The organism is Dokdonella sp. (assembly GCF_019634845.1).
GTDB lineage: Bacteria > Pseudomonadota > Gammaproteobacteria > Xanthomonadales > Rhodanobacteraceae > Dokdonella_A.
Genome location: NZ_JAHCAQ010000010.1, coordinates 1 through 21,447, shown reverse-complemented (window position 1 = coordinate 21,447; position 21,447 = coordinate 1). Strand labels below are relative to the sequence as shown.

Sequence of the window (21,447 nt, the reverse complement as noted above, 5' to 3'; positions counted from 1 at the left end):
GCGCGAGCGACCGATGAAGTTGATGTCATGAACGACACTGCCACCCCGACCTACCTCGACAGCGGCGCCGCGCCACTCGTGTTCACGGGCGCGGCCGCGCAGAAGGTGCGCGAGCTCATCGCCGAGGAAGGCAATCCCGATCTCAAGCTGCGCGTGTACATCAGCGGCGGCGGCTGCTCGGGCTTCCAGTACGGATTCAGCTTCGACGAGGAGCGTGCCGAGGACGATCTCGCACTCGACCGCGACGGCGTCACGCTGCTGATCGACCCGCTGAGCTTGCAGTACCTGGCCGGCGCCGAGGTCGATTACACCGAGTCGTTGTCCGGCGCGCAGTTCGTGATCCGCAATCCCAACGCGCGCACGACCTGCGGCTGCGGTTCCTCGTTCACCGTCTGATCGGCCCTTGATCGACCCCGTCCACGCCTTCGCTGGCCTCGCGCTCGATCGCCGGGCCGAGGAGCGCGAAGACGCCGCGTGGGCACTGGCGCAGGCGGCCGATCCGCGTGGCCGCTACCTGTTGCTGCGCGAGGATGCGCGCGATGGCTTTCGCGCCCTCGTCGGCGCCGCGCCGGATACGGTGCTGCGCCTGCTCGACAGTCGCGAGCGGCGCGCGCTGCTGCCGCAGGTCGCCGCGACCTATCTTGGCGAGGATGCACACGGTCCGTTGTTTGCGCTGTGCGTGAGTGCAGCCGATGGCCTCGCGCTGGCGGCGCGGCTGGCGGCCACCGATCTCGACCTGCGCAGCGCCGGGCTGCGCCTGCCGGCTTTCGACAGCGGCCTGTTCGCCTATGCGCGCGCACTCGCGCACTGGCATTCACGGGCGCGCTTCTGCGGCGCCTGCGGCGCGCCGCTGCTGCTGGTGGCGTTGGGCCATCGCGCCCATTGCAGCAATCCCGGCTGCGGCATCGACCATTTTCCGCGGCTGGACCCGGCGATCATCGTCATCGTCGGTTGGCAGGATCGCTGCCTGCTTGGCCGCCAGGCAAGCTGGCAGGTCGGGCGCTGGTCGACGCTGGCCGGTTTCGTCGAGCCCGGCGAATCGATCGAGGATGCGGTGCGGCGCGAAGTGCACGAGGAAGCCGGCGTGCGGGTCGGCGCCTGCGCCTATCATTCCTCGCAGCCATGGCCGTTTCCGGCCGCACTCATGCTCGGCTTCGTGGCGCAGGCCGACGATCCCTCGATCCGCGTCGGCCACGAGCTGGCCGACGCGCGCTGGTTCAGCGCCGGCGAACTCGTGGACGGCTTGCGCGCGGGTTCATTGAGCCTGCCGCCGCGCGTGTCGGTGTCGCGTGCGCTCATCGCGCACTGGCTGCGCGGTCGCGGTGTCGACCTCGACGCGCTGGAGCACACGCTGCGCGCCGCGAGTTGAACGTGCGGCGCCTGGCGATCCGGTTTGCCGCCGGCGCCTGCCGCGCGCAGCGCAGCGCCCGCCCGGTCACGGTCACCGCGGCGCGCTGCCGTGTCCGCTAGAATGGTGCGATCGCCCGAACACGGCAGTGCCAGCGCCCATGGCTCCGACCTTCCTCGCCATCGTTCTCGCCTTGGTCGCCGCGCATGCGGCGCCCGACCTCGCACGCTGGCGCGACTTTGGCTGGTTGCAGGCGGCCACGCAGCGCTGGATGGGCCCTGCGCACGAGCGTTCGTCGAGCTATCGCCTCGCGGCCCTGGTGCTGCTGCTCGTCGTCGCCTGCGCACTGCTGCAGATGGCGCTGGCGCGCGTGCTGTTCGGACTGCCGGGGTTCGTGTTCGCGGTGCTCGTGCTGTACTACTGCTGGGGTCCGCGCGATCTCGACGCCGACGTCGACGGCGTGCTCAAGGCGCCCGATGGCGAACGCCGCCTGGCGGCGGCGCAGGCGCTGCGACCCGATCCGGCATTGCAGACGCTGCCGCTGGAGTCGGCGGCGCTCGTCGAAGCGACGTTCGCCTCGGCGCTGTCGCGCTGGTTTGGCGTGTTGTTCTGGTTCGTGGTGCTGGGCCCGGCGGGAGCGCTCGGGTATCGCCTGGTGCAGTTGCTGGCGCGCCACGCGGCGCTGCGGCCGCTGATGGGCGATGCGCAGAACGAAGTGCTCGAACGCACCGCGCGCCTGCTCGACTGGGCACCGGCGCACCTCGTCGCGCTTACCCTGGCGCTGGTGTCGGACTTCGATGCCGTGATCGGCACCTGGCGCGACTACCATGCCGCGCCGGGACGGGGCGTGTTCACGCTCGACCTCGGATTCCTGGCTGTGCTGGCCCGCGCCGGAGTCAACGCCGATGTCGAGGCCGGTGATGGCTACGCGCAGGATGTCGCCGATCCGCTGGCGGAGCTGGCCGACGCGCGGCGCGTGCTGCGCCGCGTGCTGGTGGCCTGGCTGGCCGTGCTGGCGCTGGCCGCGGTGCTCATCGTGACGCATTGAATGGCGCGCCCGCGCACCCATCTGTGAAGCCCTTGCATGCCGACGGCGGCCGCGCGCATGACCGCGACGCATTGCCGCCCATCGCGCCCGATCGATATCCGCACAATACCGCCGCATGACCCCCTACACGACCGAACGCGTCCTGGCCGTCCACCACTGGAACGACGACCTCTTCAGCTTCCGCACCACGCGCAGCGACAGCCTGCGCTTCGAGAGCGGCCACTTCATCATGCTCGGCCTCGTGGTCGATGGCCGGCCGCTGGTGCGCGCGTACAGCATCACCAGTCCGCACTGGGAAGAGCATCTGGAGTTCTTCAGCATCAAGGTCGCCAACGGGCCGCTGACCTCGCGCCTGCAGCATCTCAAGATCGGCGACGAGGTGCTTGTCAGCCGCAAGGCGATCGGCACGCTCACGCTGCACGACCTCAAGCCCGGCAAGCACCTGTACCTGCTCGGCACCGGCACCGGCCTGGCGCCGTTCCTGAGCCTGATCCAGGACCCGGAGATCTACACGCGTTTCGAGCGCATCGTGCTCGCCCACGGCGTGCGCACGATCGCCGATCTGGCGTATGGCGACTTCATCAGCAATGAGCTGCCGCGGCACGAGTTCCTCGGTGAACTCATGCGCGACCGGCTCATCTACTACCCGGCGGTCACGCGTGAGCCGTTCCGCCATCGTGGCCGGCTGACCGCGCTGCTCGAAAGCGGCGACCTGCAGCGCGACTGCGGCCTGGGTCCGCTCGATCCGGCGCAGGATCGCTTCATGCTGTGTGGCAGCCCGGCCATGCTCAAGGACCTGCGCAGCCTGCTCGATGCGCGCGGCTTTGCGATTTCGCCGCGCATCGGCACGCCGGGCGACTACGTGGTCGAGCGCGCCTTCGTCGACAAATAGCCGCGCCTCAGGCCAGATCGCCGCGCAGCTCGCGCACGGCCGCTTCCAGCCGCGCCGCACTGGCGTCGGCCGGTGCGACCGGTGCACCGACCACGAGCTCGATATGGGCGCGGAAGCGCCGTGGCAGGCGCGCGCGACCGAGCAGGCTGTCGCGACGGCTGAACACCGAACCCCACAGGCCGCGCAGCGCGCACGGCACCACCGGCACCGGGCGCCGCGCCAGCATGCGCTCCACGCCGGGGCGGAATGGCGCCATGCTGCCGTCGCTGGTGAGGCCGCCTTCGGGGAACACGCAGACCACGTGGCCTTCCTGCAACGCGGCGTCGATCGCTTCGAACGCCCGCTCGAGCAAGGCCGGGTCTTCCTTGTGGCCGGCGATCGGGATCGCCTTGGCGGTGCGGAAGATGAAGCTCAGCACCGGGATGCGGAAGATCTTGTAGTACATCACGAAGCGGATCGGTCGCCGCACGCAGCCGCCGACGATGAGCGCGTCGACGAAGCTCACGTGGTTGCAGACGATGAGTGCCGGCCCATGCTCGGGCACGTTGTCGAGGCCGCGCGCGTCGACGCGGTAGAGCGTGTTGATGAGGATCCAGGTCAGGAACCGCATCAGGAATTCGGGCACCAGCGTGTAGATGTAGATCGCCACCACGGCATTGAGCACGGCCACCGCGAGGAAGATCTGCGGGATCGTCAGCCCGGCCGCCGCCAGGCCCATGCCGAACGCGGCCGCACCGACGATGAACAGCGCGTTGATGATGTTGTTGCCGGCGATGACGCGCGACAGCTCGCTGCGCTCGGCGCGGCTCTGCACCAGCGCGAACAGCGGCACGATGTAGAAGCCGGCGAACAGGCCGACGAGGACGAAGTCGGCGATGATGCGCCAGCTGCCGGGTGCGGCCAGGAAGGCCAGCGCACCGAGGTCGTGCAGGCTGGCGGCGGCGGGCCGGGCGAAATACAGATCGAGGCCGAACAGCGTGATGCCGATCGAGCCCAGCGGCACGAGTCCAATCTCGACCTTGTGCCCCGACAGCCGTTCGCACAGCAGCGAGCCGGCGCCCACGCCGAGCGAAAACAGCGCCAGCACGAGGATCTGCACGCCCTCGTTGCCGCCGAGGAACAGCTTGGTGTAGTTGGGCAGCTGCATCGTGAACACGCCGCCGAAGAACCAGAACCACGAGATGCCGAGCACCGAATTGAAGATCGTGCGGTCCTTGGCCACGAAGCCCAGCACGCGCCAGGTCTCGGTGAGCGGGTTCCAGTTGAAGACAAGGTCGGGCGCGGTGGCGGGCGCGGCCGGGATCGCGCGGCTGCTGAACCAGCCGATCAGCGCCACCCCGACCACGAGCAGCGAGGCGAGCAGCGGGCTGTGACTCATCGCCGCGCCACCGGCGACCATGCCGAGCAGCACCGCGAGCGACGTGCCGGTCTCGACCAGCGCGTTGCCGCCCACCAGCTCCTCGGTGCGCAGCGCCTGCGGCAGGATCGCGTACTTGATCGGACCGAACACGGTCGAGTGCAGACCCATGAGGAACAGCACGCCAAGCAGCAACGGGATCGACTTGAGCCAGAAGCCGACCGCGGCCAGCAGCATCACCGCGATCTCGAACAGCTTGACCCAGCGGATGATCTGCGCCTTCTCGCGCTTCTCGGCCAGTTGTCCGGCACTGGCCGAGAACAGGAAGAACGGCAGGATGAACAGCGCCGGCGCGATGTTGGAGTAAAACCCCACGGCATCGTCATCCAGTCCCATGTGGTAGCCGACCAGCACCACCAGCGCATTGCGGAATGCGTTGTCGTTGAACGCGCCGAGCGACTGGGTGGCGAAGAACGGTGCGAAACGGCGGGTGCCGAGCAGGCGGAATTGGCTCGAATCGGACATGCACAGTCCCTTGGGCGCGCGGCAGTGGCCGACGGAATCTAGCAGGCGCGGCGCCAGGCTGTCGCCTGCGCCGGCCCGCCGGCGGTTCAGCCATGGCCATTACACTAGGCGATCCCGAACCTCGCCCGCGCCGCGCCCATGTCGATTCGAATCCTGCTGCTTGCCACCGCACTGTGCCTGTCCGCAGGCGCCGCGTTTCCCGTTGCCGCTGCCGATGGCACACCGACGCTGCAAGCGGTTCCCTCGCCTGATCTGTCGCGACTGCCGGCCGCGCGTGCGAGCGAACTGCGCGCCCAGCGCGCCAGCTTCGAAAACAGCAAGAGTGTGCTGATCGGCGATCCGCTGGCCGAAACCTACGCGCTGCTTGGCGCGGCCTATGCGCGCAACGGCTTCCCCGACGCGGCAGCAGTCGCGCTCGCCAACGCCATCGCGCTTGCGCCGCGCAACGGACGCTGGCTGTACATGCGTGGCGTGCTGCGGAGCCTGAACAAGCAGGATGCCGCGGCGCGCGGTGACTTCGAGGCTGCACTCAAACTCGATCCGAACTACCTGCCGATCCGCGTTGCGGTGGCCAACAACCGGATCCAGGCCGGTGACCTCGACGGAGCGCGCAAGGTGCTCGAGCCACTGGCGCAAGGTCGCGAAGCCGTGCCGCTTGCGCTGCTCGGCGACATCGCACTCAAGCAGCGTCGCGCCGCCGATGCGGTCGAGCTGTTCAAGCGCGCGCTCGCGATCGCGCCCGAGGCGACGCGCCTCAACGCACAGCTGGCGACGGCCTACACCGCCGCCGGTGATGCGGGCGCCGCGGCGCAGGCGCGCGCCAAGGCTGGTGACGTATTGCCCACGCTGTACGACCCGATCGCGCAACAGGTGCTCGGTGATGGCGCCGCGACCGGCGCAGCGCAGGCGCCGGCGCTGGCGCCACGCGAGCAGGCCATCGTCAAGGTGCTCGCACAACTCAAGTCGCGCGACTACGACGCGGCACGCCGCACGCTCGATGAAGCACTGCGGGCCTCGCCCAACGACTCCATGCTGCTCGCGCTGTATGGCCATGTAGAAGCGGCCTCGGGGCACCTGCCGATGGCGCAAACCCGGCTGGCGATGGCGCTGCGCGCCGACCCGGCCAATGGCATGGCGCATGTGGGTGAGGGACTGGTCAAGGAGATGCAAGGCGACGACGTGGCGGCACGCGCGGCCTACGAAAAGGCGATCCAGGTGCAGCCCGGGCTCGCTGCGGGACACTTCGCGCTGGCCGCCGTCCACCTGCGCGCCAAGCGCTACGATGCGGCGGCCGACGAGTATCGCGCGGTCGTGCGCAACGAGCCGGGCAACGACGAGGCGTGGTCGCGCCTGGTGGCGGCACAGGCCATCGCCGGCCGCTGCGCCGACACGCTCAAGGCGCTCAACGATGCGCTGCGCAAGACGCCCAACGAAGGCTTCCTGTTGCAGTTGTTCGTGCGCAGCGCCAGTACCTGCACCGCCGCCGGCGCGCAGGAAAAGCGCATGGCATTCGATTATGGCGTCAAGCTGTACCGCTCGACCGAGATGCCGGTCGTGGCCGAGGCCTATGCATTGGCGCTGGCCGCCAACGGCAAGTGGGACGATGCCGTCACCACGCAGCAGGGCGCGATGTTCGTGGTCCTGCGCAACGAGGGTCAGCAGGCGCTGCCGCCCTACAAGGACTTCCTCGAACAGTTCCGTGCGCACAAGCTGCCGACGCTGCCATGGCCGGCGCAATCGGAGCTGTTCAACCCGCCGCGCGCGCAGGTCGACAAGGTGCCGGCGGGCGCCGGTCAAGGCGCACGGTAACGGAACCGAGTGCCGCTGCCAGGCCGTTCCTGGTGCCGGTGTCGAACGCCTTGGCTTGCGCCGCAGGGCACTGGCCGCACGCGGTCGTCCCAACGCTGGCATTTGCGCGCATCGGCTTGCTGCCTGGCTTGACGTGGCTGCGGACGCTCGGGGCCGGCGCGGCCGACTCGAGCGCCCGCTAGATGCGCTGCGCGCATCAGCCCCGCGCGAGCGCGCGGTGGCCGATGTCGCGGCGCCAGAACGCGCCGTCGAAACCGATGTGTCCGATCGCGGCGTACACCCGCTCGCGCGCATCGGCGATGTCCTCGCCGCGCGCGCATACGGTCAGCACGCGGCCACCGGCACTGACCACGCGCCCTTGCGCGTCGACCGCGGTGGCGGCGTGGAACACCGCGATGTCGGCCTCGTGGCGGGCGTCGAGGCCATGGATGACATCGCCCGTGCGCGGCTTGCCTGGATAGCCGCTGGCGGCCATCACCACGCCGATCGCCGGACGCGGATCCCACTGCGCCACACTGCGATCGAGGCGACCGTCGAAGGCGTCCTCGATGAGGTCGACGAGATCCGACTTCAGGCGCATCAGGATCGGCTGGGTTTCCGGATCACCCAGCCGCGCGTTGAACTCGATGACACGTGGATTGCCGTGCGCATCGATCATCAATCCGACATAGAGGAAGCCAATGAACGGCGCGCCCTCGGCGGCCATGCCGGCGATGGTCGGGCGCACGATCTCGTTCAGGATGCGCTGCTCGACCGCAGCCGTGACCACCGGCGCCGGCGAATAGGCGCCCATGCCGCCGGTGTTGGGCCCGAGGTCACCCTCGTCGCGGCGCTTGTGGTCCTGGCTGGTGGCCAGCGGCAAGACGTTGTGGCCGTCACTCATCACGATGTAGCTGGCTTCCTCGCCTTCGAGGAACTCCTCGATCACCACGCGCGCACTGGCCGCGCCGAGGCTGTGCGCGCCAAGCATGTCGTGCAGCGCCTGCTCGGCGTCGGCCAGGGTCAGTGCGACGATGACGCCCTTGCCCGCGGCCAGGCCGTCGGCCTTGATCACGATCGGCGCGCCGTGCCGGCGCACATGGGCGAGTGCACGGTTGAGGTCGTCGAAGGTGGCATGACCTGCGGTCGGGATGTTGCGGCGGACGAGAAAATCCTTGGCGAAGGCCTTGGAACTCTCCAGTTGCGCGGCGATGCGGCTGGCGCCGAAGCAGCGGATGCCGGTGGCGCGGAACTGGTCGCTCACGCCGGCGGCCAGTGCGGCTTCGGGACCGACCACGGCCAGGTCGATCTTTTCCACGCGCGCCAGCGCGAGCAAACCCTCGACGTCGGTCGCAGCGATGCGCAGGTTGCGCATGCGCGGCTCGCGCGCGGTACCGGCATTGCCGGGCGCCACGATCACTTCGGTCACGCGCCGCGATTGGGCGATCTTCCAGGCGATCGCGTGTTCGCGCGCGCCCGAACCGATGACGAGAATCTTCATGAGGCAGGTTCCTGTCGGATGAGGCGCTCACTCACGGCGCGAATGGGGGTGTGGAAAGGCCAGGCCGGGGCCCGAAGTTTGCTCCGCAAACTTTGGGATTGATGCCGCGCGGCGGCATCGGGATTTCGGTGACGGTGACGACATCGTGCGGCGTCCGGTGCGGTTTGGCCCCCTGAGTCAGGGGGCGATTCGCGCCGCAGGCGCGAATGGGGGTGTGGAAAGGCCAGGCCGGGGCCCGAAGTTTGCTCCGCAAACTTTGGGATTGATGCCGCGCAGCGGCATCAATGCCGAAAGTGCCTGATGCCCGTGAACACCATCGCCATGCCGTGTTCATCGGCGGCGGCGATCACTTCCTTGTCGCGCAGCGAGCCGCCGGGTTGGATCACCGCACGGATGCCGACCGCGGCCGCGGCGTCGATGCCGTCACGGAACGGGAAGAACGCATCGGACGCCATCACGCTGCCGGGCACTTCGAGTTTGGCATCGGCCGCCTTCATCGCCGCGATGCGCGCGCTCACCACGCGGCTCATCTGCCCCGCGCCGATGCCGATCGTGCGGCTGCCGCGCGCGTAGACGATCGCGTTGGACTTGACGTACATCGCCACATGCCAGGCAAACAGCAGGTCGTGCAGTTCGGCGGCGTCGGGTACGCGTTGCGACACCACCTTGAGGTCGCTCAGCAGCAGCGTATCGCGGTCGGCGTCCTGCACCAGCAGGCCGCCGGCGATGCGCTTGTAGTCCACCGCCGGTGCGGCCTGTTCGTCCCATTCGCCGATGGCGAGCACGCGCACGTTGGGCTTGCCCGCCAACACGTCGATGGCGGCGGCATCGAACGCCGGCGCGGCGATCACCTCGACGAACTGGCGGGCGAGGATCGCTTGCGCCACGCCCGCGTCGACGGCGTGGTTGAACGCGATGATGCCGCCGAAGGCCGATACCGGATCGCAGGCATAGGCACGTTCGTAGGCCTCGCCGAGATTGGCGCCGAGCGCCACGCCGCAGGGATTGGCGTGCTTGACGATCACGCAGGCCGGCGTCTTGCGGAAGGCCTTGACGCATTCGATGGCGGCGTCGGCATCGACGAGATTGTTGTAGGACAGCTCCTTGCCGGCCAGCACTTGCGCGCTGGCGACCGTGCCGCGCGGCCCGCCGCGTTCGACGTAGAGGGCGGCCTCCTGGTGCGGGTTTTCGCCATAGCGCAGCGGCTGCCGTCGCTCGAAGGCCAATCGCAACGCGGCCGGGAAGGCCTGGGGCTTGTCGGCGTCGGCGTGGGTACCGAGCCAGTTGGCGATGAGGCCGTCGTAGCGCGCGGTATGCGCGTAGGCCGCTGCCGCCAGCCGCCGCCGCAACGCCAGCGAGGTGCCGCCATGGGCGAGTGCAAACAGCAGCTCGGCGTAGTCGGCCGGGTCGACCGCCACCGCGACACGCTCATGGTTCTTGGCGGCGGCGCGCAGCATTGCCGGGCCGCCGATGTCGATGTTTTCGATCGCGTCGTCGAGCGTGCTGTCGGGCGCGTTGGCGACGCGCTCGAACGGATACAGGTTCACCACCAGCAGGTCGATCGGGGCGATGCCGTATTCGGCCATCACGGCGTCGTCGACACCGCGCCGGCCCAGCAGCGCGCCATGCACCGAAGGATGCAGCGTCTTGACGCGGCCATCCATGATCTCGGGGAAGCCGGTGATCTGGCTGACGTCGCTGACCGGCAGGCCCGCCTCGCGCAGCGTGCGCGCGGTGCCGCCGGTGGAGATGAGCATCACGCCCAGTGCATCGAGGCCGCGCGCGAGGTCGACGATGCCGCTCTTGTCGGACACGCTGAGCAGTGCGCGGTGTACCGCTACCTTGCGGGAATCGGACATGGTGGAATCGGAGCCGGGAAACTGCCGAAGTATAGGGCCGCGGCGCGGTCCGTGGGCGCCAAACCGGGCAAATTTGCGCGTTTTTGGCCGCTCCGCGCAGGCTATGGCGCGCCCCGGGGACTAGTCGTTGAGCCCGTAGTGCTGCAGCTTGCGGCGCAAGGTCGCGCGCGTGATGCCCAGTGCCTCGGCCGCGCGGCTCTGGTTGCCGCCATAGCAGGCCATCACTTCGCGCAGCAGCGGCAGCTCGACTTCCTGCATCACGAGCGCGTGCAGCCCTTCGCCGGGGCGTGCCTCGACATCGGCCAGGTAACGACGCACCGCGCGCGTGACGCAGTCGCTCAGTGCCGGTTGCAGTAAGGGTTCCTGCGGCGCACTGGCGCGCAAGGAGATGGCGGCATTCACGATCGACGAGCCCCTGAATTGATTGTGCTTCCCTGATGCGGGCCAACGCAGGACGCAAGCACGCTGGACAGTCATCTTAGCGGCCACTGCCGGTCTTGGTAAGTGGCATCGGCGTCGCGCGAAACCGATCGTGACGAATGCTTGCATTGCGGGCACTTGCGCGCGTGTGCTCACGCACATCGGCGACAGTGCGCGCAAGCACTTGTCAATGCAGGGTCTATTCGAAGCGGAACTCGAAGGCGACGGCGTTGTGACCAGGGTCGACGACCTCGAATACGAGCGAACTGCTGGCGCCGGCGGCGATGCCCTGGTTGATCGCGCGCGCATCGGCCAGGTAGTCGCGCGGCAGGAAGCGACGCATCGCGATCGGTTTGTCGTCGAGGTCCGACAAGGCGACTTCGACCGTGGGCCAGGCCTGTGCGAACGGCGCATCGTTGCGCAGCGTCGCCGAGATGATCAGCGCGTCGTGGACCGAGGGGTGGGGTTGGATGTCACGCGAGAGCAGCTCAAGCGAGGCGATGTCGTGGCGCAGCGGCAACTGGCAGTGCAGTTTTGCGCACAGCGGTTCGAGCAGGTTGCGCACGCGCCCGTCGTCGATCCAGTTCGCGCGTTGCGACCAGGCGATCTGCGCGCCGAGCGTGAGCAGCAGCACGGCGCTGGCCACGAGCCAGCCGCGGCTGCCACGCGACGGTGTGCGGTGGCTGCGGGCAAAGGTTGGCAGCGTGCCGCGGCGGGCGCCGCGCGGTGTCGATGCGGCGGCGGCAGGCAGCTCGCCACGAGCCGACTGTGGCCGCAACACCGGTGCGCCGAGCACTGGCGGGTCTGCCTGCGCGACATGCGCCGGCAGGTGCTCGATCGACTCCAGCGGCAATTGCGAGGTCAAGGTCGCCAGCATGTCGAACACGCTGTCGCAATGGTTGCAGCGGCCGTGACCATGGGCGGCGGCGAGGTCCTTTTCCTCGACCCGGTAGATGGTCAGGCATTGCGGGCATTGCGTGTACATGGCAGGCGGTCGTGGCGGATGTCGTGGCGATGTTACATGCCCGCCGTCCGGGCCGCGCCGTTGTCGTGCGGCAGATCGGCGTGATCGGCCCACAGCAGCGCGTGCGGATTGAAGCCGTGTTCAAGGGTGGGCTTGACGATGCGGAAGTAGGGCGACACGTCGAAGTCGCGCGGCGCGAACAGGCGCGAATCGCGGATGTGCAGCATCTCGCGCGCATACGCCTCGCCGGCCTCGCCCTGCACCTGGATCACCTCGATGTCGGGCAGGATCGGGTAGCGCACCGACTCGAATGCGGCCGCGATCAGCGACGAGCAGATCGCGCGTGTCGGGTCGCCGCCGCCGAGCGCCAGCAGGCGGCGCCGATAGCGCAGCGGTACCGGCGGTGCGGTGATGAGGTAGCGCGCCAGGTCGAAGATGTTGCGCAGGTCGTAGCGCTGGCCGAGACGGCCGATCGCATAGTCGACCAGCGCGTCGATCTCGGACGGTTGCAGGCCGACCGGGCGGCAGATGCGCGTGTGCACGTGCGCATAGCGCGCCACCGGCACGGCGCGCACGCCTTCGCTGACATCGGCCTCGATCAGCATCTGCGCACTGCCCTGGCGGGCCAACAGGGCGTCACCGACGTAGAGCGCGGCGTGCGACCAGGTCGACTGCGTGATGTAGCGCACGGCGCCGGCGAAGCGGCTGGTGCCGTCGACCAGCAGCACGTCGCCCTTGTGCAGGGTCGCCGCCAGCAGGCCCGAGCGGCTGGTGCGGATCGAGTCGCGGTCGCGCGGCCTGGACAGGTAGCGTGCGAGTCGGTGGCCGAGCCACGCGAGCGGATTCACGAACACCTCGTCGACAGGCGGCAGGGCTGCATTCTACGCGCGCCGATCGCGCTGACGGCAGCCGGTCATCTGCGGCGTCGCCCGCTGATGCGCAGCCAGTCACCGCTGTGGCTAACCACGAGCCCGTCGAACCACGGCGCATAGATCGCCAGCAACTCGTCCTCCTGGCCAGCGAGGATGCCCGACAGCGCGATTGGTGCGCCGGGGCTGGTGCAGGCGGCAAAGCGCTCGGCGAGCTGCGCCAGCGGACCGGCGAGGATGTTGGCGACGAATGCATCGGCCGGCGTGGCGGTGAACGCCTCGGGCGTGAACAGCTGCAGGCCCTGCGCGACGCCGTTGCGCTGCGCGTTGTCGTGGCTCGCGAGCAGCGCCTGCGGGTCGTTGTCGACGCCACTCACGCGCGCGGCGCCGAGCTTGAGCGCCGCGATCGCGAGCACGCCCGAGCCGCAGCCGTAGTCGATGACGTGCTTGCCGGCGAGGTCGAGGCCATCGAGCCATTCCAGGCACAGCGCCGTGGTCGGGTGCGTGCCGGTGCCGAAGGCCAGACCCGGGTCGAGCCGTACCACCACCGCATCGCCCGCGTCGGCGGGCGGCTCGATGTTCCACGGATAGATCCACAGCCGGCGCCCGAAGCGCATCGGCTTGAAGTCGTCCATCCACGCCCGCGTCCAGTCCTGGTCGGCCACCTCGCGCATGGTGATCGCCTCGGGGGCGAGATCTGGCAGCAGTTCGGCCAGCAGCGCGAGCAGGCCGACGCGATCGGCGTCGGCGGCGAACAGCGCGCTGAGCACGATGCGCTGCCACAGTGGCGTCTCGCCCACGCCCGGTTCGAGGATCGCCTGTTCGTTGGGCGTGTCGACCTCGGCATCGAGCAGCGTCACCGCCAGCGCGCCGGCCTCTTCGAGCGCGAGCTCGATGCGTTCCTGCTCATGGTGCGCGATCGCGAGCGACAGTTCGAGGAAGGGCATGGCGGTGAGGATGGAAGCGGGCAATGGGTGTTGGCAAGTGCGCGGCGCGGGCGGCATGCGATCGGCGCCGATGGCGCCGCGGTTGCGGCCGGGCGCGTCGATGCCGGCCACCGCGCGCAGCGTGACGCCGCGCGCGACGAGGTCAGGCGATCCCGATCGCCTTTTCGCGCATCTCGGCCATGCGCTTCTCGAGATAGTGGATGTTCTGCCCACCGTGCCGGAAGCCGCCATCAGCCATGATGCGCTGCTGCAGCGGCACGTTGGTCTTGATGCCTTCGATGACGAGCTCCGACAGCGCGATGCGCATGCGCGCGATCGCGGTGTCGCGGTCGCGGCCGTGCACGATGAGCTTGCCGATCATCGAATCGTAGTTGGGCGGGATGCGGTAGCCGTCGTAAATGTGGGTGTCCACCCGCACGCCCGGGCCGCCGGGCGCCTCGAAGCGCTTGATCGTGCCGGGGCAGGGCAGGAACGTGTCGGGATCCTCCGCGTTGATGCGGCACTCGATCGCGTGGCCATCGAGCACGATGTCCTCCTGGCGCAGCGACAGCTTCTGGCCCGAGGCGATCAGCAGCTGCTCGCGCACGAGGTCGACGCCGGTCACGAGCTCGGTCACGGGGTGCTCGACCTGGATGCGCGTGTTCATCTCGATGAAGTAGAAGCGGCCATCTTCGTACAGGAACTCGAAGGTGCCGGCGCCGCGGTAGCCGATGCGCTTGCAGGCCTCCACGCACACCTTGCCGATCGCCGCGCGCTGTTCGGGCGTGATGCCGGGTGCCGGTGCTTCTTCGACCACCTTCTGGTGGCGGCGCTGCATCGAGCAGTCGCGCTCGCCGAGGTGGATCGCATTGCCCTGGCCATCGGCGAGCACCTGGATTTCCACGTGGCGCGGATTTTCCAGGTACTTCTCCATGTAGACCTCGCCATTGCCGAAGGCGGCCTTGGCTTCGGACTTGGTCATCTGGATCGCGCTCGACAGGTGACCCTCGGTGTGCACCACGCGCATGCCGCGCCCGCCGCCGCCGCCGGCCGCCTTGATGATCACGGGGTAACCGATCTCGCGCGCAATCTTGGTGTTGGCCACCACATCGTCGCCGAGCGGCCCGCCCGAGCCGGGCACGCAGGGCACGCCGGCGGCCTTCATCGCCTTGATCGCCTCGACCTTGTCGCCCATGAGGCGGATCACGTCGGCGGTCGGGCCAATGAAGATGAAGCCGGATTTTTCCACGCGCTCGGCAAAATCGGCGTTCTCGGACAGGAAGCCATAGCCGGGATGGATCGCCTGCGCATCGGTCACTTCGGCCGCCGCGATGATGCGCGGGATGTTGAGATAGCTGTCGGCCGACGCGGCCGGCCCGATGCAGATCGCCTCGTCGGCCATGCCGACGTGCTTGAGGTTGCGATCGACGGTGGAGTGCACGGCCACGGTGCGGATGCCGAGCGTGTGGCAGGCACGCAGGACGCGCAGCGCGATTTCACCACGGTTGGCGATGACGATTTTTTCCAGCATGGGCTGCGGTCGTTGGAGAGAGCGAAGGATTGGGTGGCGGGAGCGGTGAGGCAGCCGAGGCGGCGCGCTGGCGTGCGTCGCTCAGCCCTGACGGATCACGAACAGTGGCTCGTCGAACTCCACGGGCTGGCCGTTCTGGACCAGCACCGCAACCACTTCACCGGCCACTTCGGCTTCGATCTGGTTGAACATCTTCATCGCCTCGATGATGCCGAGCGTATCGCCCGGCTTGACGCTCTGGCCGACCTTGACGAACGGCGGTGCATCGGGATTGGCCGAGACGTAGAAGGTGCCGACCATCGGCGACTTGACCACGGTGCCTTCGGGCAACGTCTTGCCGCCGGGTGCCGGCGCCGCGCTCGCAACCGGCGCAGCCACCGCGGCGGCGCTTGCCGGTGCGTCCATGCGGACCTGCTGCACGGGCGCGGGCGCTGCGGCGATCATGCCCTTGGGCAGGCGCGACAGGCGCACGATTTCCTCGCCTTCCTTGATTTCGAGCTCGGCGAGGTTGGATTCCTCGAGCAGGTCGATGAGTTTCTTGATCTTGCGCAGATCCATGGAAGTCTCTCGTGTGGGCGCCGGCGCAGGCCGGTGCGCGGGGTCAGGTCGGGTGGCCGAGCCGCGCGATCGCGGCGTCGAGTGCCAGGGTGTAGCCGAGCGGGCCGAGGCCCACGATCACGCCGCTGGCGAGGTCGCTGAGGTAGCTGTGCTGGCGGAACGGCTCGCGGGCGTGGATGTTGGACAGGTGCACCTCGATGAATGGCGTCCCGACCGCCGCGAAGGCGTCGCGCAGCGCGATGCTGGTGTGGGTGAGCGCGGCCGGATTGATGATGACGAAGGCGGTGCCGTCGCCGCGCGTGCGCTGCACGCGCTCGATCAGCTCGTGCTCGGCGTTGGACTGAAAACTGTCGAGCTGCCAGCCGGCGGCGGTGGCGCGTTCGACGAGGCCGGCATCGATCTCGGCCAGCGTGGCGTGGCCATAGGTCTGCGGCTCGCGGTTGCCGAGCAGGTTCAGGTTGGGGCCGTGCAGGACGAGGATATGTGCCACGGAGCCGGTGCTGCCAAAGCGGGGCGGCTAGTCTGGACCAGCCTGCCCGGCCTGTCCAGTTCGGCGATGTTCGAGGGGATTTTGCCGAGATTGGCTACAAATGTAGTCGTAGCCAGTTGTCGAGCGCCGTTTCGTCGAAACTGCCGAAATGTTGGGCAAGGATGCGCCCGTCACGCCCGATCAGCACCGTGTAGGGCAACACTTTGCGCTCGTTGCCGTAACTTGTCGACAGTTCGCCGCTCGTTTGTGGGTCATCGACCAGGATCGGATAGCCGACAGGATGTTCGCGCAGGAAGTCGCGTGTCGCCGCGGCCTCGTCGACGGCCACGCCGATGACGCTGACGCCATGTCCGGCATGGCGCTGCGCGATGCGATCGAGCGCGGGCATTTCGGCGCGGCAGGGCGCGCACCAGCTCGCCCAGAAGTTGAGCACGATGAGCTTGCCGTCCCAGGCGGCGATGTCGTGCGGCTTGCCCTCGGGATCGGGGCGCACGAAGGCCGCGCGTGGCGCACCGACCTGGCTGTAGCCTTCGCCGCCGCCCGAGGGCTTGAACCAGCGCCCGGCCAGCATGCCGGCGGTGGCGCCGAGCAGGGCGAGGACGACGATCCAACCGGGTGAACGTCGCATCGGACCAGCTCAGCGCGGCGCCAGCGCATCGGCGACGATGCGGTGCGTAAGCAGGGTCGGCAGCACCTGCCCCGGCCCATCCTCGGCCGGTCGGAACACCACGTACAGCGGCACGCCGACAGCCTTGTACTCCTTGAGGAAGGCGCTGATCGCTGGGTCGGCATTGGTCCAGTCGCCGGTCATCAGCACGCTGTTGCTGCGCGCGAGCAGGTCGCGGAACGCATCGGTGTGCAGCACCGCGCGCTCGTTGACCTTGCAGGTCACGCACCAGTCGGCGCCCATGTCGACGAATACGCCGCGTCCCTGCGCGCGCAGTTCGGCCAGCCGCTGCGCCGAGTAGGGCTCGGCACGGCTGGCTGTCGTGCTGCTCGCCGGCGCGAGTGCGTCGATGCGCGTGAGCGGCACCAGTGCGGCCAGCAGCACGAGCGCGGCCAGTGCGCGCACGGCCAGTCCGCGCGAGCGCCCGTGTTCGCGCAACCACAGGCCCAGCGCGAGAACGATCGCGCCGACCAGCACGTAGCCGACCGCGTCGATGCCGCGCTGGTTGCCGAGCACCCAGGCCAGCCATGCGGCGGTCAGGTACATCGGAAACGCGAGGAACTGCTTGAGCGTTTCCATCCATGCACCCGGCCGCGGCAGGCGCCGCGCAAGGGCCGGCACGTAGCCGATGACGAGGAACGGCAGCGCCAGGCCAAGGCCCAGCGCCAGGAAGATCAGCAGTGCCGCCCACGGCGAGGCCGTGAATGCGTAGGCAAGCGCCGAGCCCATGAACGGCACCGTGCACGGACTGGCCACCACCACCGCGAGCACGCCGGTGAAGAAATCGCCGGCCGCGCCGCTGCGGCTGGCCAGCCCGCTGCCGACACCGGCCAGACCGGCGCCGAGATTGAACACGCCCGACAGGCTCAGGCCGATCGCGAACATCACGTACACGAGCACGGCCACGAACAGTGGCTGCTGCAGCTGGAAGCCCCAGCCCAGGGCATGACCGGCAGCGCGCAGGCCGACCACCGCCAGCCCGACCGCCGCGAACGACACCAGCACGCCGGCGCTGTAGATGAGCGCATGGCGGCGCGCCGTGCCGGCACTCTCGCCGCTCTGCGCCAGGCCCAGCACCTTGAGCGACAGTACCGGCAGCACGCAGGGCATGAGGTTGAGGATCACGCCGCCGAGCAGCGCGAGCAGCAATGCGAAGGCGAGCCCAGCCGGCGACGCCGGCGCGGTGGCTGCAGTCGCTGGCGCGGCGTCGGCCACGGCGCGACGCGGCGCCGCCGCTGGCGCGGCGAGACTGGCCTTCGCCGCGGCCAGCTCGGCCGCGTTCGCGGGCGGCAGATTGACCACCACGTCCTTTTGCAGCACCGGATAGCACAGGCCGTCATCCTGGCAACCCTGGTACTCGGCATGCAGCGTGATCGCCTGCGCCGCTCCGTTGTCACGCGCGAGGTCGAGCGGCAGTTCGACCTCGCCGAAATACACCGGCACGGTGCCGAAGTGCTCATCGGTGTGGTCGGTGCCCTTGGGCCACTGCGGTGCGCCCAGCACCACGCCATCGCCCTGCGCGATCGCGACGTCACTCTTGTCGCGGTACAGGTAATAGCCCTTGGGCATGCTCCAGCGCGCGAGCACGCGCGTCGGCGACAGCGCGATCGCCTCGAACACGAAGGCCTGCTCGGGCGGCAGCGGCGCGCTGCCCTGCACGAGTCCGCCTGCGCCGCCGAGATTGACCAGTCCGCTGGCGGGTGGCGCAGCCCCTGCGGCCGCCGCCGCAGGCGTGGCGCTGGCCGGCAGATCGAGCGTGAATGTGGTCGGGTGCGGCGGGTAGCAGATCTTGGGGTCGACCTCGTGGCAGCCCTGCACCGTGAGCGTGACGCTGGCGCTGCTGGTGGCCTGCGCGAGCGTGTAGGGCAGGCTGGCCGCGACGCTGCCGCGGTAGATCTCGACGTCGCCCTGGAATTCGTCGTGCTCGGGAATGCCGGGCGGCAGGTCGAGCGTGCCCAGCTCGAGCCCATCCTGCGCCGTTTTGGCCTTGATGCGGCCGCGATAGAGGTAATAGTCGGGCGCGATGTCGATCCGCAGCGCGATGCGGCCCGGCTCGGCGAGGCTGGCCTTGACCTGGAATGCCTGCTCGACCGGCAGCAGGTCGTCCTGCGATTGCGCGCCGGCGACACCCGCAAACAACAATGCGGTCGCGCAGGCTCCCAGCCACTTCAACATGCGGCGATGCTCCGGAAAACGGGGTGATGGCCACCCAAGACCGCGCTTTGACCACACAACTTGCACGATGTTCACCGTTCCTGAACCTGGTCGGCGAGCCAAGCCAGATAGCCCGCGCTGCCGTCCACTGCCGCAAATGCCAGCAATTCGGGCGTGTCGTAGGGATGCAGTTGCGGGATACGCGCGGCCAGCGCCGGCCAGTGGTCGGCAGCGGTCTTGATCAGCAGCAGGTGTTCACGATCGTGCTGCACCTCGCCGTGCCAGCGGTAGATCGACAGCATCTCGGGCAGCACCTGCACGCAGGCGGCCAATTTCTCGGCCACGAGCACTTCGGCGATGTGCCGCGCGCTCGCCGCGTCGGGACAGGTGCAATGCACGAGCAGGGCAGACATGGGACTGGCAGCCGATCGGAACAACCCGGCATGGTCGCACATCGGCGCGGGGTCGGGCCAATGCGCGTGCTGCCAACGGCACCGCCGGCACGCAGGGCATGCGGCGCGGCGTCGATCGACGACGGAGCGCCCGCCGTCGCCAGGTGCTTCACCAAGGGCAGGCAGCGGAACGGGCCTGGCGCTGCGCCCAATCGCGCTGTCCCGCCGGCAGCGCTGCCGCCCGGCCTGCTCGCGGCCGGGCGGTGGCGCTGGCGACGAGTCCTCAGTTGATATCGAAGCCGTTCTCGAAGATCACGTCACTGGGTTGAGCGAGTTCGCAGGTGGCGGGCTGGCTCGACTCGAACAACGCGCGCGACACCCACTCGGGATGGTCGACGAATGGATTGCGGTTGCCCTGGAAGGTCTGGATGACGCTGTTGCGCGCGACTTCCTCGGCGTCGGGCGGATCGGCCAGGTGCCAGGCCAGCAAGTCGGTGAGCAGGCCCATGTAGGCCTTGGCCGCGGTGTTGCTCGTGATGACGATCAGGCTGCGATTGTCGGTCAGCTCGAGATCGGGGATGTTGCCGTCGTGCGCGTCCTCGGCGGCGATGCCCTCGTAGCGGATCGCCATGTAGAACATCGCGCGCGCCATCTCGCCCTTGCGGTGGTTCCAGACCTCGAAGGTGCCGGCGTTGCCGTCGGGCGTCTTGACCCAGTTGGACTGGCCCGGGCCGCCGACGCCCTGATTGACCTCGGTCGGCAGCTCGGTGCAACCGCTGCCGCAGTTGCCGTAGGGCTTGTTGCCGCGCGAGGCGTTCTGCGCGGTGTCCGACAGCCACAGCATGTGGGTGTCGGTGTAGGCGGCGAGGCTGTTGTTGGCGAAGCCGAGCGAGTTGGGCCAGGTGTGCTCGCGGTTGTAGGTGATGCCGCTGCCGGTGCCGGCACGATCGCTGACCGCGTTGTAGGCGCGGTTGCGGTACACGTCAATGATCTTGCTCGGGTTGCCGGGTACCTGCTGCGCGATCTCGAGGATCGTCCACACGTTCTGGCTGCCGCCGCTGTACGGGTACACGGTGTGGCCCTTGATCGTCTCGTGCAGCGAGCAGCGCAGCTGCGCGGGCGAAGAAGTGTTGACATGCTGGTAGTAGGTGTCGAGCGAACTGCTGTCGGCCACCGTGAAGTCGAGCGTGAGCACGCCGGCCAGCGCGATGCCGCTGCCGTTGTGCACGTGGGCGCCGTCGAGCGTGAACGTGCAGCTGGCGCCGGCCGGCAGCAGTTGGTCGGGCGTGAGCGTGCGGTTGGCACCACTGCCGCTTTCGATGAGTGAGCGCGAACTGCCGCCGCAGGCAAGGGCGAAGGCACCGGCCTCGGTGACCACTGCTTCGCTGAACGTGATGCGGATGTCGGAGCCGCGCGGCACGTTGCTGGCGCCATTGGCCGGGATCGTCGACAGCACGGTCGGCGGCGGGAGGTTGCTCGGATCGAACGTCGTGAACGTGATCGTGGCGTCGCCACCGGCGAGCGCGTCGGGCGTGCCGTCGAGGTCGGTGATCGCCGCGGCGTACAGCGTCCAGGTGCAGCTTTCGGCCTGGGCGAAGGCCGGCGTGACGCTGAAGCTGTAGCTGGCCGGACCGCTGCTGGCGCCGAGTGTGTGCACGCCCGAGACGGTGCAGGCGAGGTTGTACCAGCCGCTGCCGAGCGTGACCGCTTCGTTGAACACGGCGGCGAGCGTCGCGTTGAGGGCGACCTGCACGGCGCCCGAGGCCGGGGTCGTCGACAGCAGCTGTGGCGGATTGTCGACCGGCGGCCCGCCGGCCACCGCGAACGAGGCATCGTCGATCGCGAGTCCATCGTCGGCCCCGGTCGCGTTGTAGTCGTACCAGCGCACCCACAACGATGCCCCCGGCGCGAGATTGAGGCCCGTGATCGAGCCACTCACGAGCGCGCGGTTGGCGCTGGCGTTGCCATTGAGCGCGCCGATCGTGCCGCTGGTCACGGGCGAACTGAAGTCGAGTGCGTCGACATTGATCCAGGTCGCGTTGTTGTCGGTCAGCGACGTTGCATTCAGGCTGTACTGGAAGTCGAGCCGGTCGCTGCGGCCTGCTGTGCCGAGCCGCCACTGTTCGCCGGTGTAGGCCACGGCAATCTCGCTCAGCGC

19 protein-coding genes are annotated in these 21,447 nt (G+C 69.0%); 5 read left to right on the top strand and 14 right to left on the bottom strand.

Translation table 11 applies throughout. The annotated features are described in order from the left end of the window. Positions 1–27: 27 nt before the first annotated feature. From erpA to KF903_RS08730, 4 genes are all read left to right on the top strand, one after another. Positions 28–396 carry an iron-sulfur cluster insertion protein ErpA gene (gene erpA / locus KF903_RS08745; RefSeq protein WP_291213722.1) on the top strand — a complete coding sequence of 123 codons (369 nt, stop codon included), beginning with the start codon at positions 28–30 and terminating at the stop codon, positions 394–396. Between the two features lie 7 nt (positions 397–403). Further along, positions 404–1,369 (top strand): NAD(+) diphosphatase, encoded by a 966-nt coding sequence (nudC, locus tag KF903_RS08740; protein ID WP_291213720.1) that lies wholly within the window; start codon positions 404–406, stop codon positions 1,367–1,369. A gap of 139 nt (positions 1,370–1,508) precedes the next feature. Then, on the top strand, positions 1,509–2,396 hold the full coding sequence (gene ampE, locus KF903_RS08735; RefSeq protein ID WP_291213718.1) for a regulatory signaling modulator protein AmpE: 888 nt from the start codon (positions 1,509–1,511) through the stop codon (positions 2,394–2,396). 115 nt (positions 2,397–2,511) lie between these two features. Further along, positions 2,512–3,288 carry a ferredoxin--NADP reductase gene (locus KF903_RS08730; RefSeq protein WP_291213716.1) on the top strand — a complete coding sequence of 259 codons (777 nt, stop codon included), beginning with the start codon at positions 2,512–2,514 and terminating at the stop codon, positions 3,286–3,288. Positions 3,289–3,295: 7 nt separating this feature from the next. Here KF903_RS08730 and KF903_RS08725 read toward each other — a convergent pair whose 3' ends face one another. Then, positions 3,296–5,170, bottom strand: coding sequence for an MFS transporter (locus tag KF903_RS08725; protein WP_291213714.1), 1,875 nt, complete (start codon positions 5,168–5,170; stop codon positions 3,296–3,298). 138 nt (positions 5,171–5,308) lie between these two features. On the opposite strand from KF903_RS08725, the gene KF903_RS08720 reads away from it, so the two are divergent. Beyond that, positions 5,309–6,979 (top strand): tetratricopeptide repeat protein, encoded by a 1,671-nt coding sequence (locus KF903_RS08720; protein ID WP_291213712.1) that lies wholly within the window; start codon positions 5,309–5,311, stop codon positions 6,977–6,979. Positions 6,980–7,175: 196 nt separating this feature from the next. Here the strand turns inward: KF903_RS08720 and purD are convergent, their stop codons facing one another. The 13 genes from purD to KF903_RS08655 all read right to left on the bottom strand — a co-directional run. Beyond that, positions 7,176–8,459, bottom strand: a complete 1,284-nt coding sequence (gene purD, locus KF903_RS08715) for a phosphoribosylamine--glycine ligase (RefSeq protein ID WP_291213710.1) — start codon at positions 8,457–8,459, stop codon at positions 7,176–7,178. Between the two features lie 281 nt (positions 8,460–8,740). Then, on the bottom strand, positions 8,741–10,318 hold the full coding sequence (gene purH / locus KF903_RS08710) for a bifunctional phosphoribosylaminoimidazolecarboxamide formyltransferase/IMP cyclohydrolase (protein WP_291213708.1): 1,578 nt from the start codon (positions 10,316–10,318) through the stop codon (positions 8,741–8,743). A gap of 120 nt (positions 10,319–10,438) precedes the next feature. After that, a complete protein-coding gene (locus tag KF903_RS08705) occupies positions 10,439–10,720 on the bottom strand; it encodes a helix-turn-helix domain-containing protein (RefSeq protein WP_291213706.1) in 282 nt (93 codons plus the stop codon). 217 nt (positions 10,721–10,937) lie between these two features. Next, positions 10,938–11,723 (bottom strand): zinc-ribbon and DUF3426 domain-containing protein, encoded by a 786-nt coding sequence (locus KF903_RS08700; protein WP_291213705.1) that lies wholly within the window; start codon positions 11,721–11,723, stop codon positions 10,938–10,940. Between the two features lie 32 nt (positions 11,724–11,755). Further along, positions 11,756–12,550, bottom strand: coding sequence for a YiiX/YebB-like N1pC/P60 family cysteine hydrolase (locus tag KF903_RS08695; protein ID WP_291213703.1), 795 nt, complete (start codon positions 12,548–12,550; stop codon positions 11,756–11,758). Positions 12,551–12,615: 65 nt separating this feature from the next. Continuing rightward, positions 12,616–13,518, bottom strand: coding sequence for a 50S ribosomal protein L11 methyltransferase (gene prmA, locus KF903_RS08690; RefSeq protein ID WP_291213701.1), 903 nt, complete (start codon positions 13,516–13,518; stop codon positions 12,616–12,618). A gap of 142 nt (positions 13,519–13,660) precedes the next feature. Then, positions 13,661–15,028 (bottom strand): acetyl-CoA carboxylase biotin carboxylase subunit, encoded by a 1,368-nt coding sequence (gene accC / locus KF903_RS08685; protein WP_291213699.1) that lies wholly within the window; start codon positions 15,026–15,028, stop codon positions 13,661–13,663. 81 nt (positions 15,029–15,109) lie between these two features. After that, positions 15,110–15,586 (bottom strand): acetyl-CoA carboxylase biotin carboxyl carrier protein, encoded by a 477-nt coding sequence (accB, locus tag KF903_RS08680; RefSeq protein WP_291213697.1) that lies wholly within the window; start codon positions 15,584–15,586, stop codon positions 15,110–15,112. A 43-nt stretch (positions 15,587–15,629) separates the two neighbouring features. Further along, the gene (aroQ, locus tag KF903_RS08675) at positions 15,630–16,076 is read right to left on the bottom strand and encodes a type II 3-dehydroquinate dehydratase (RefSeq protein WP_291213696.1); all 447 of its coding nucleotides are present in this window, start codon (positions 16,074–16,076) and stop codon (positions 15,630–15,632) included. A gap of 94 nt (positions 16,077–16,170) precedes the next feature. Continuing rightward, on the bottom strand, positions 16,171–16,704 hold the full coding sequence (locus tag KF903_RS08670) for a TlpA disulfide reductase family protein (RefSeq protein ID WP_291213694.1): 534 nt from the start codon (positions 16,702–16,704) through the stop codon (positions 16,171–16,173). Between the two features lie 9 nt (positions 16,705–16,713). After that, positions 16,714–18,918: a protein-disulfide reductase DsbD gene (locus tag KF903_RS08665; protein ID WP_291213692.1), complete on the bottom strand. Its 2,205-nt coding sequence runs from the start codon at positions 18,916–18,918 to the stop codon at positions 16,714–16,716. Between the two features lie 71 nt (positions 18,919–18,989). After that, the gene (cutA, locus tag KF903_RS08660; RefSeq protein WP_291213690.1) at positions 18,990–19,310 is read right to left on the bottom strand and encodes a divalent-cation tolerance protein CutA; all 321 of its coding nucleotides are present in this window, start codon (positions 19,308–19,310) and stop codon (positions 18,990–18,992) included. A 262-nt stretch (positions 19,311–19,572) separates the two neighbouring features. After that, the coding region (locus tag KF903_RS08655; protein WP_291213688.1) for an endonuclease at positions 19,573–21,447 on the bottom strand (1,875 nt) is incomplete at its 5' end.

Excerpts from the sequence above, each read along its gene's own strand:
- ampE (WP_291213718.1), top strand. The coding sequence starts at position 1,509 with ATGGCTCCGACCTTCCTCGCCATCGTTCTCGCCTTGGTCGCCGCGCAT.
- accC (WP_291213699.1), bottom strand. The coding sequence starts at position 15,028 with ATGCTGGAAAAAATCGTCATCGCCAACCGTGGTGAAATCGCGCTGCGC.
- purH (WP_291213708.1), bottom strand. The coding sequence starts at position 10,318 with ATGTCCGATTCCCGCAAGGTAGCGGTACACCGCGCACTGCTCAGCGTG.
- KF903_RS08665 (WP_291213692.1), bottom strand. The coding sequence starts at position 18,918 with ATGTTGAAGTGGCTGGGAGCCTGCGCGACCGCATTGTTGTTTGCGGGT.
- erpA (WP_291213722.1), top strand. The coding sequence starts at position 28 with ATGAACGACACTGCCACCCCGACCTACCTCGACAGCGGCGCCGCGCCA.
- accB (WP_291213697.1), bottom strand. The coding sequence starts at position 15,586 with ATGGATCTGCGCAAGATCAAGAAACTCATCGACCTGCTCGAGGAATCC.
- KF903_RS08700 (WP_291213705.1), bottom strand. The coding sequence starts at position 11,723 with ATGTACACGCAATGCCCGCAATGCCTGACCATCTACCGGGTCGAGGAA.
- cutA (WP_291213690.1), bottom strand. The coding sequence starts at position 19,310 with ATGTCTGCCCTGCTCGTGCATTGCACCTGTCCCGACGCGGCGAGCGCG.
- purD (WP_291213710.1), bottom strand. The coding sequence starts at position 8,459 with ATGAAGATTCTCGTCATCGGTTCGGGCGCGCGCGAACACGCGATCGCC.
- prmA (WP_291213701.1), bottom strand. The coding sequence starts at position 13,518 with ATGCCCTTCCTCGAACTGTCGCTCGCGATCGCGCACCATGAGCAGGAA.
- KF903_RS08725 (WP_291213714.1), bottom strand. The coding sequence starts at position 5,170 with ATGTCCGATTCGAGCCAATTCCGCCTGCTCGGCACCCGCCGTTTCGCA.
- KF903_RS08670 (WP_291213694.1), bottom strand. The coding sequence starts at position 16,704 with ATGCGACGTTCACCCGGTTGGATCGTCGTCCTCGCCCTGCTCGGCGCC.
- KF903_RS08730 (WP_291213716.1), top strand. The coding sequence starts at position 2,512 with ATGACCCCCTACACGACCGAACGCGTCCTGGCCGTCCACCACTGGAAC.
- KF903_RS08720 (WP_291213712.1), top strand. The coding sequence starts at position 5,309 with ATGTCGATTCGAATCCTGCTGCTTGCCACCGCACTGTGCCTGTCCGCA.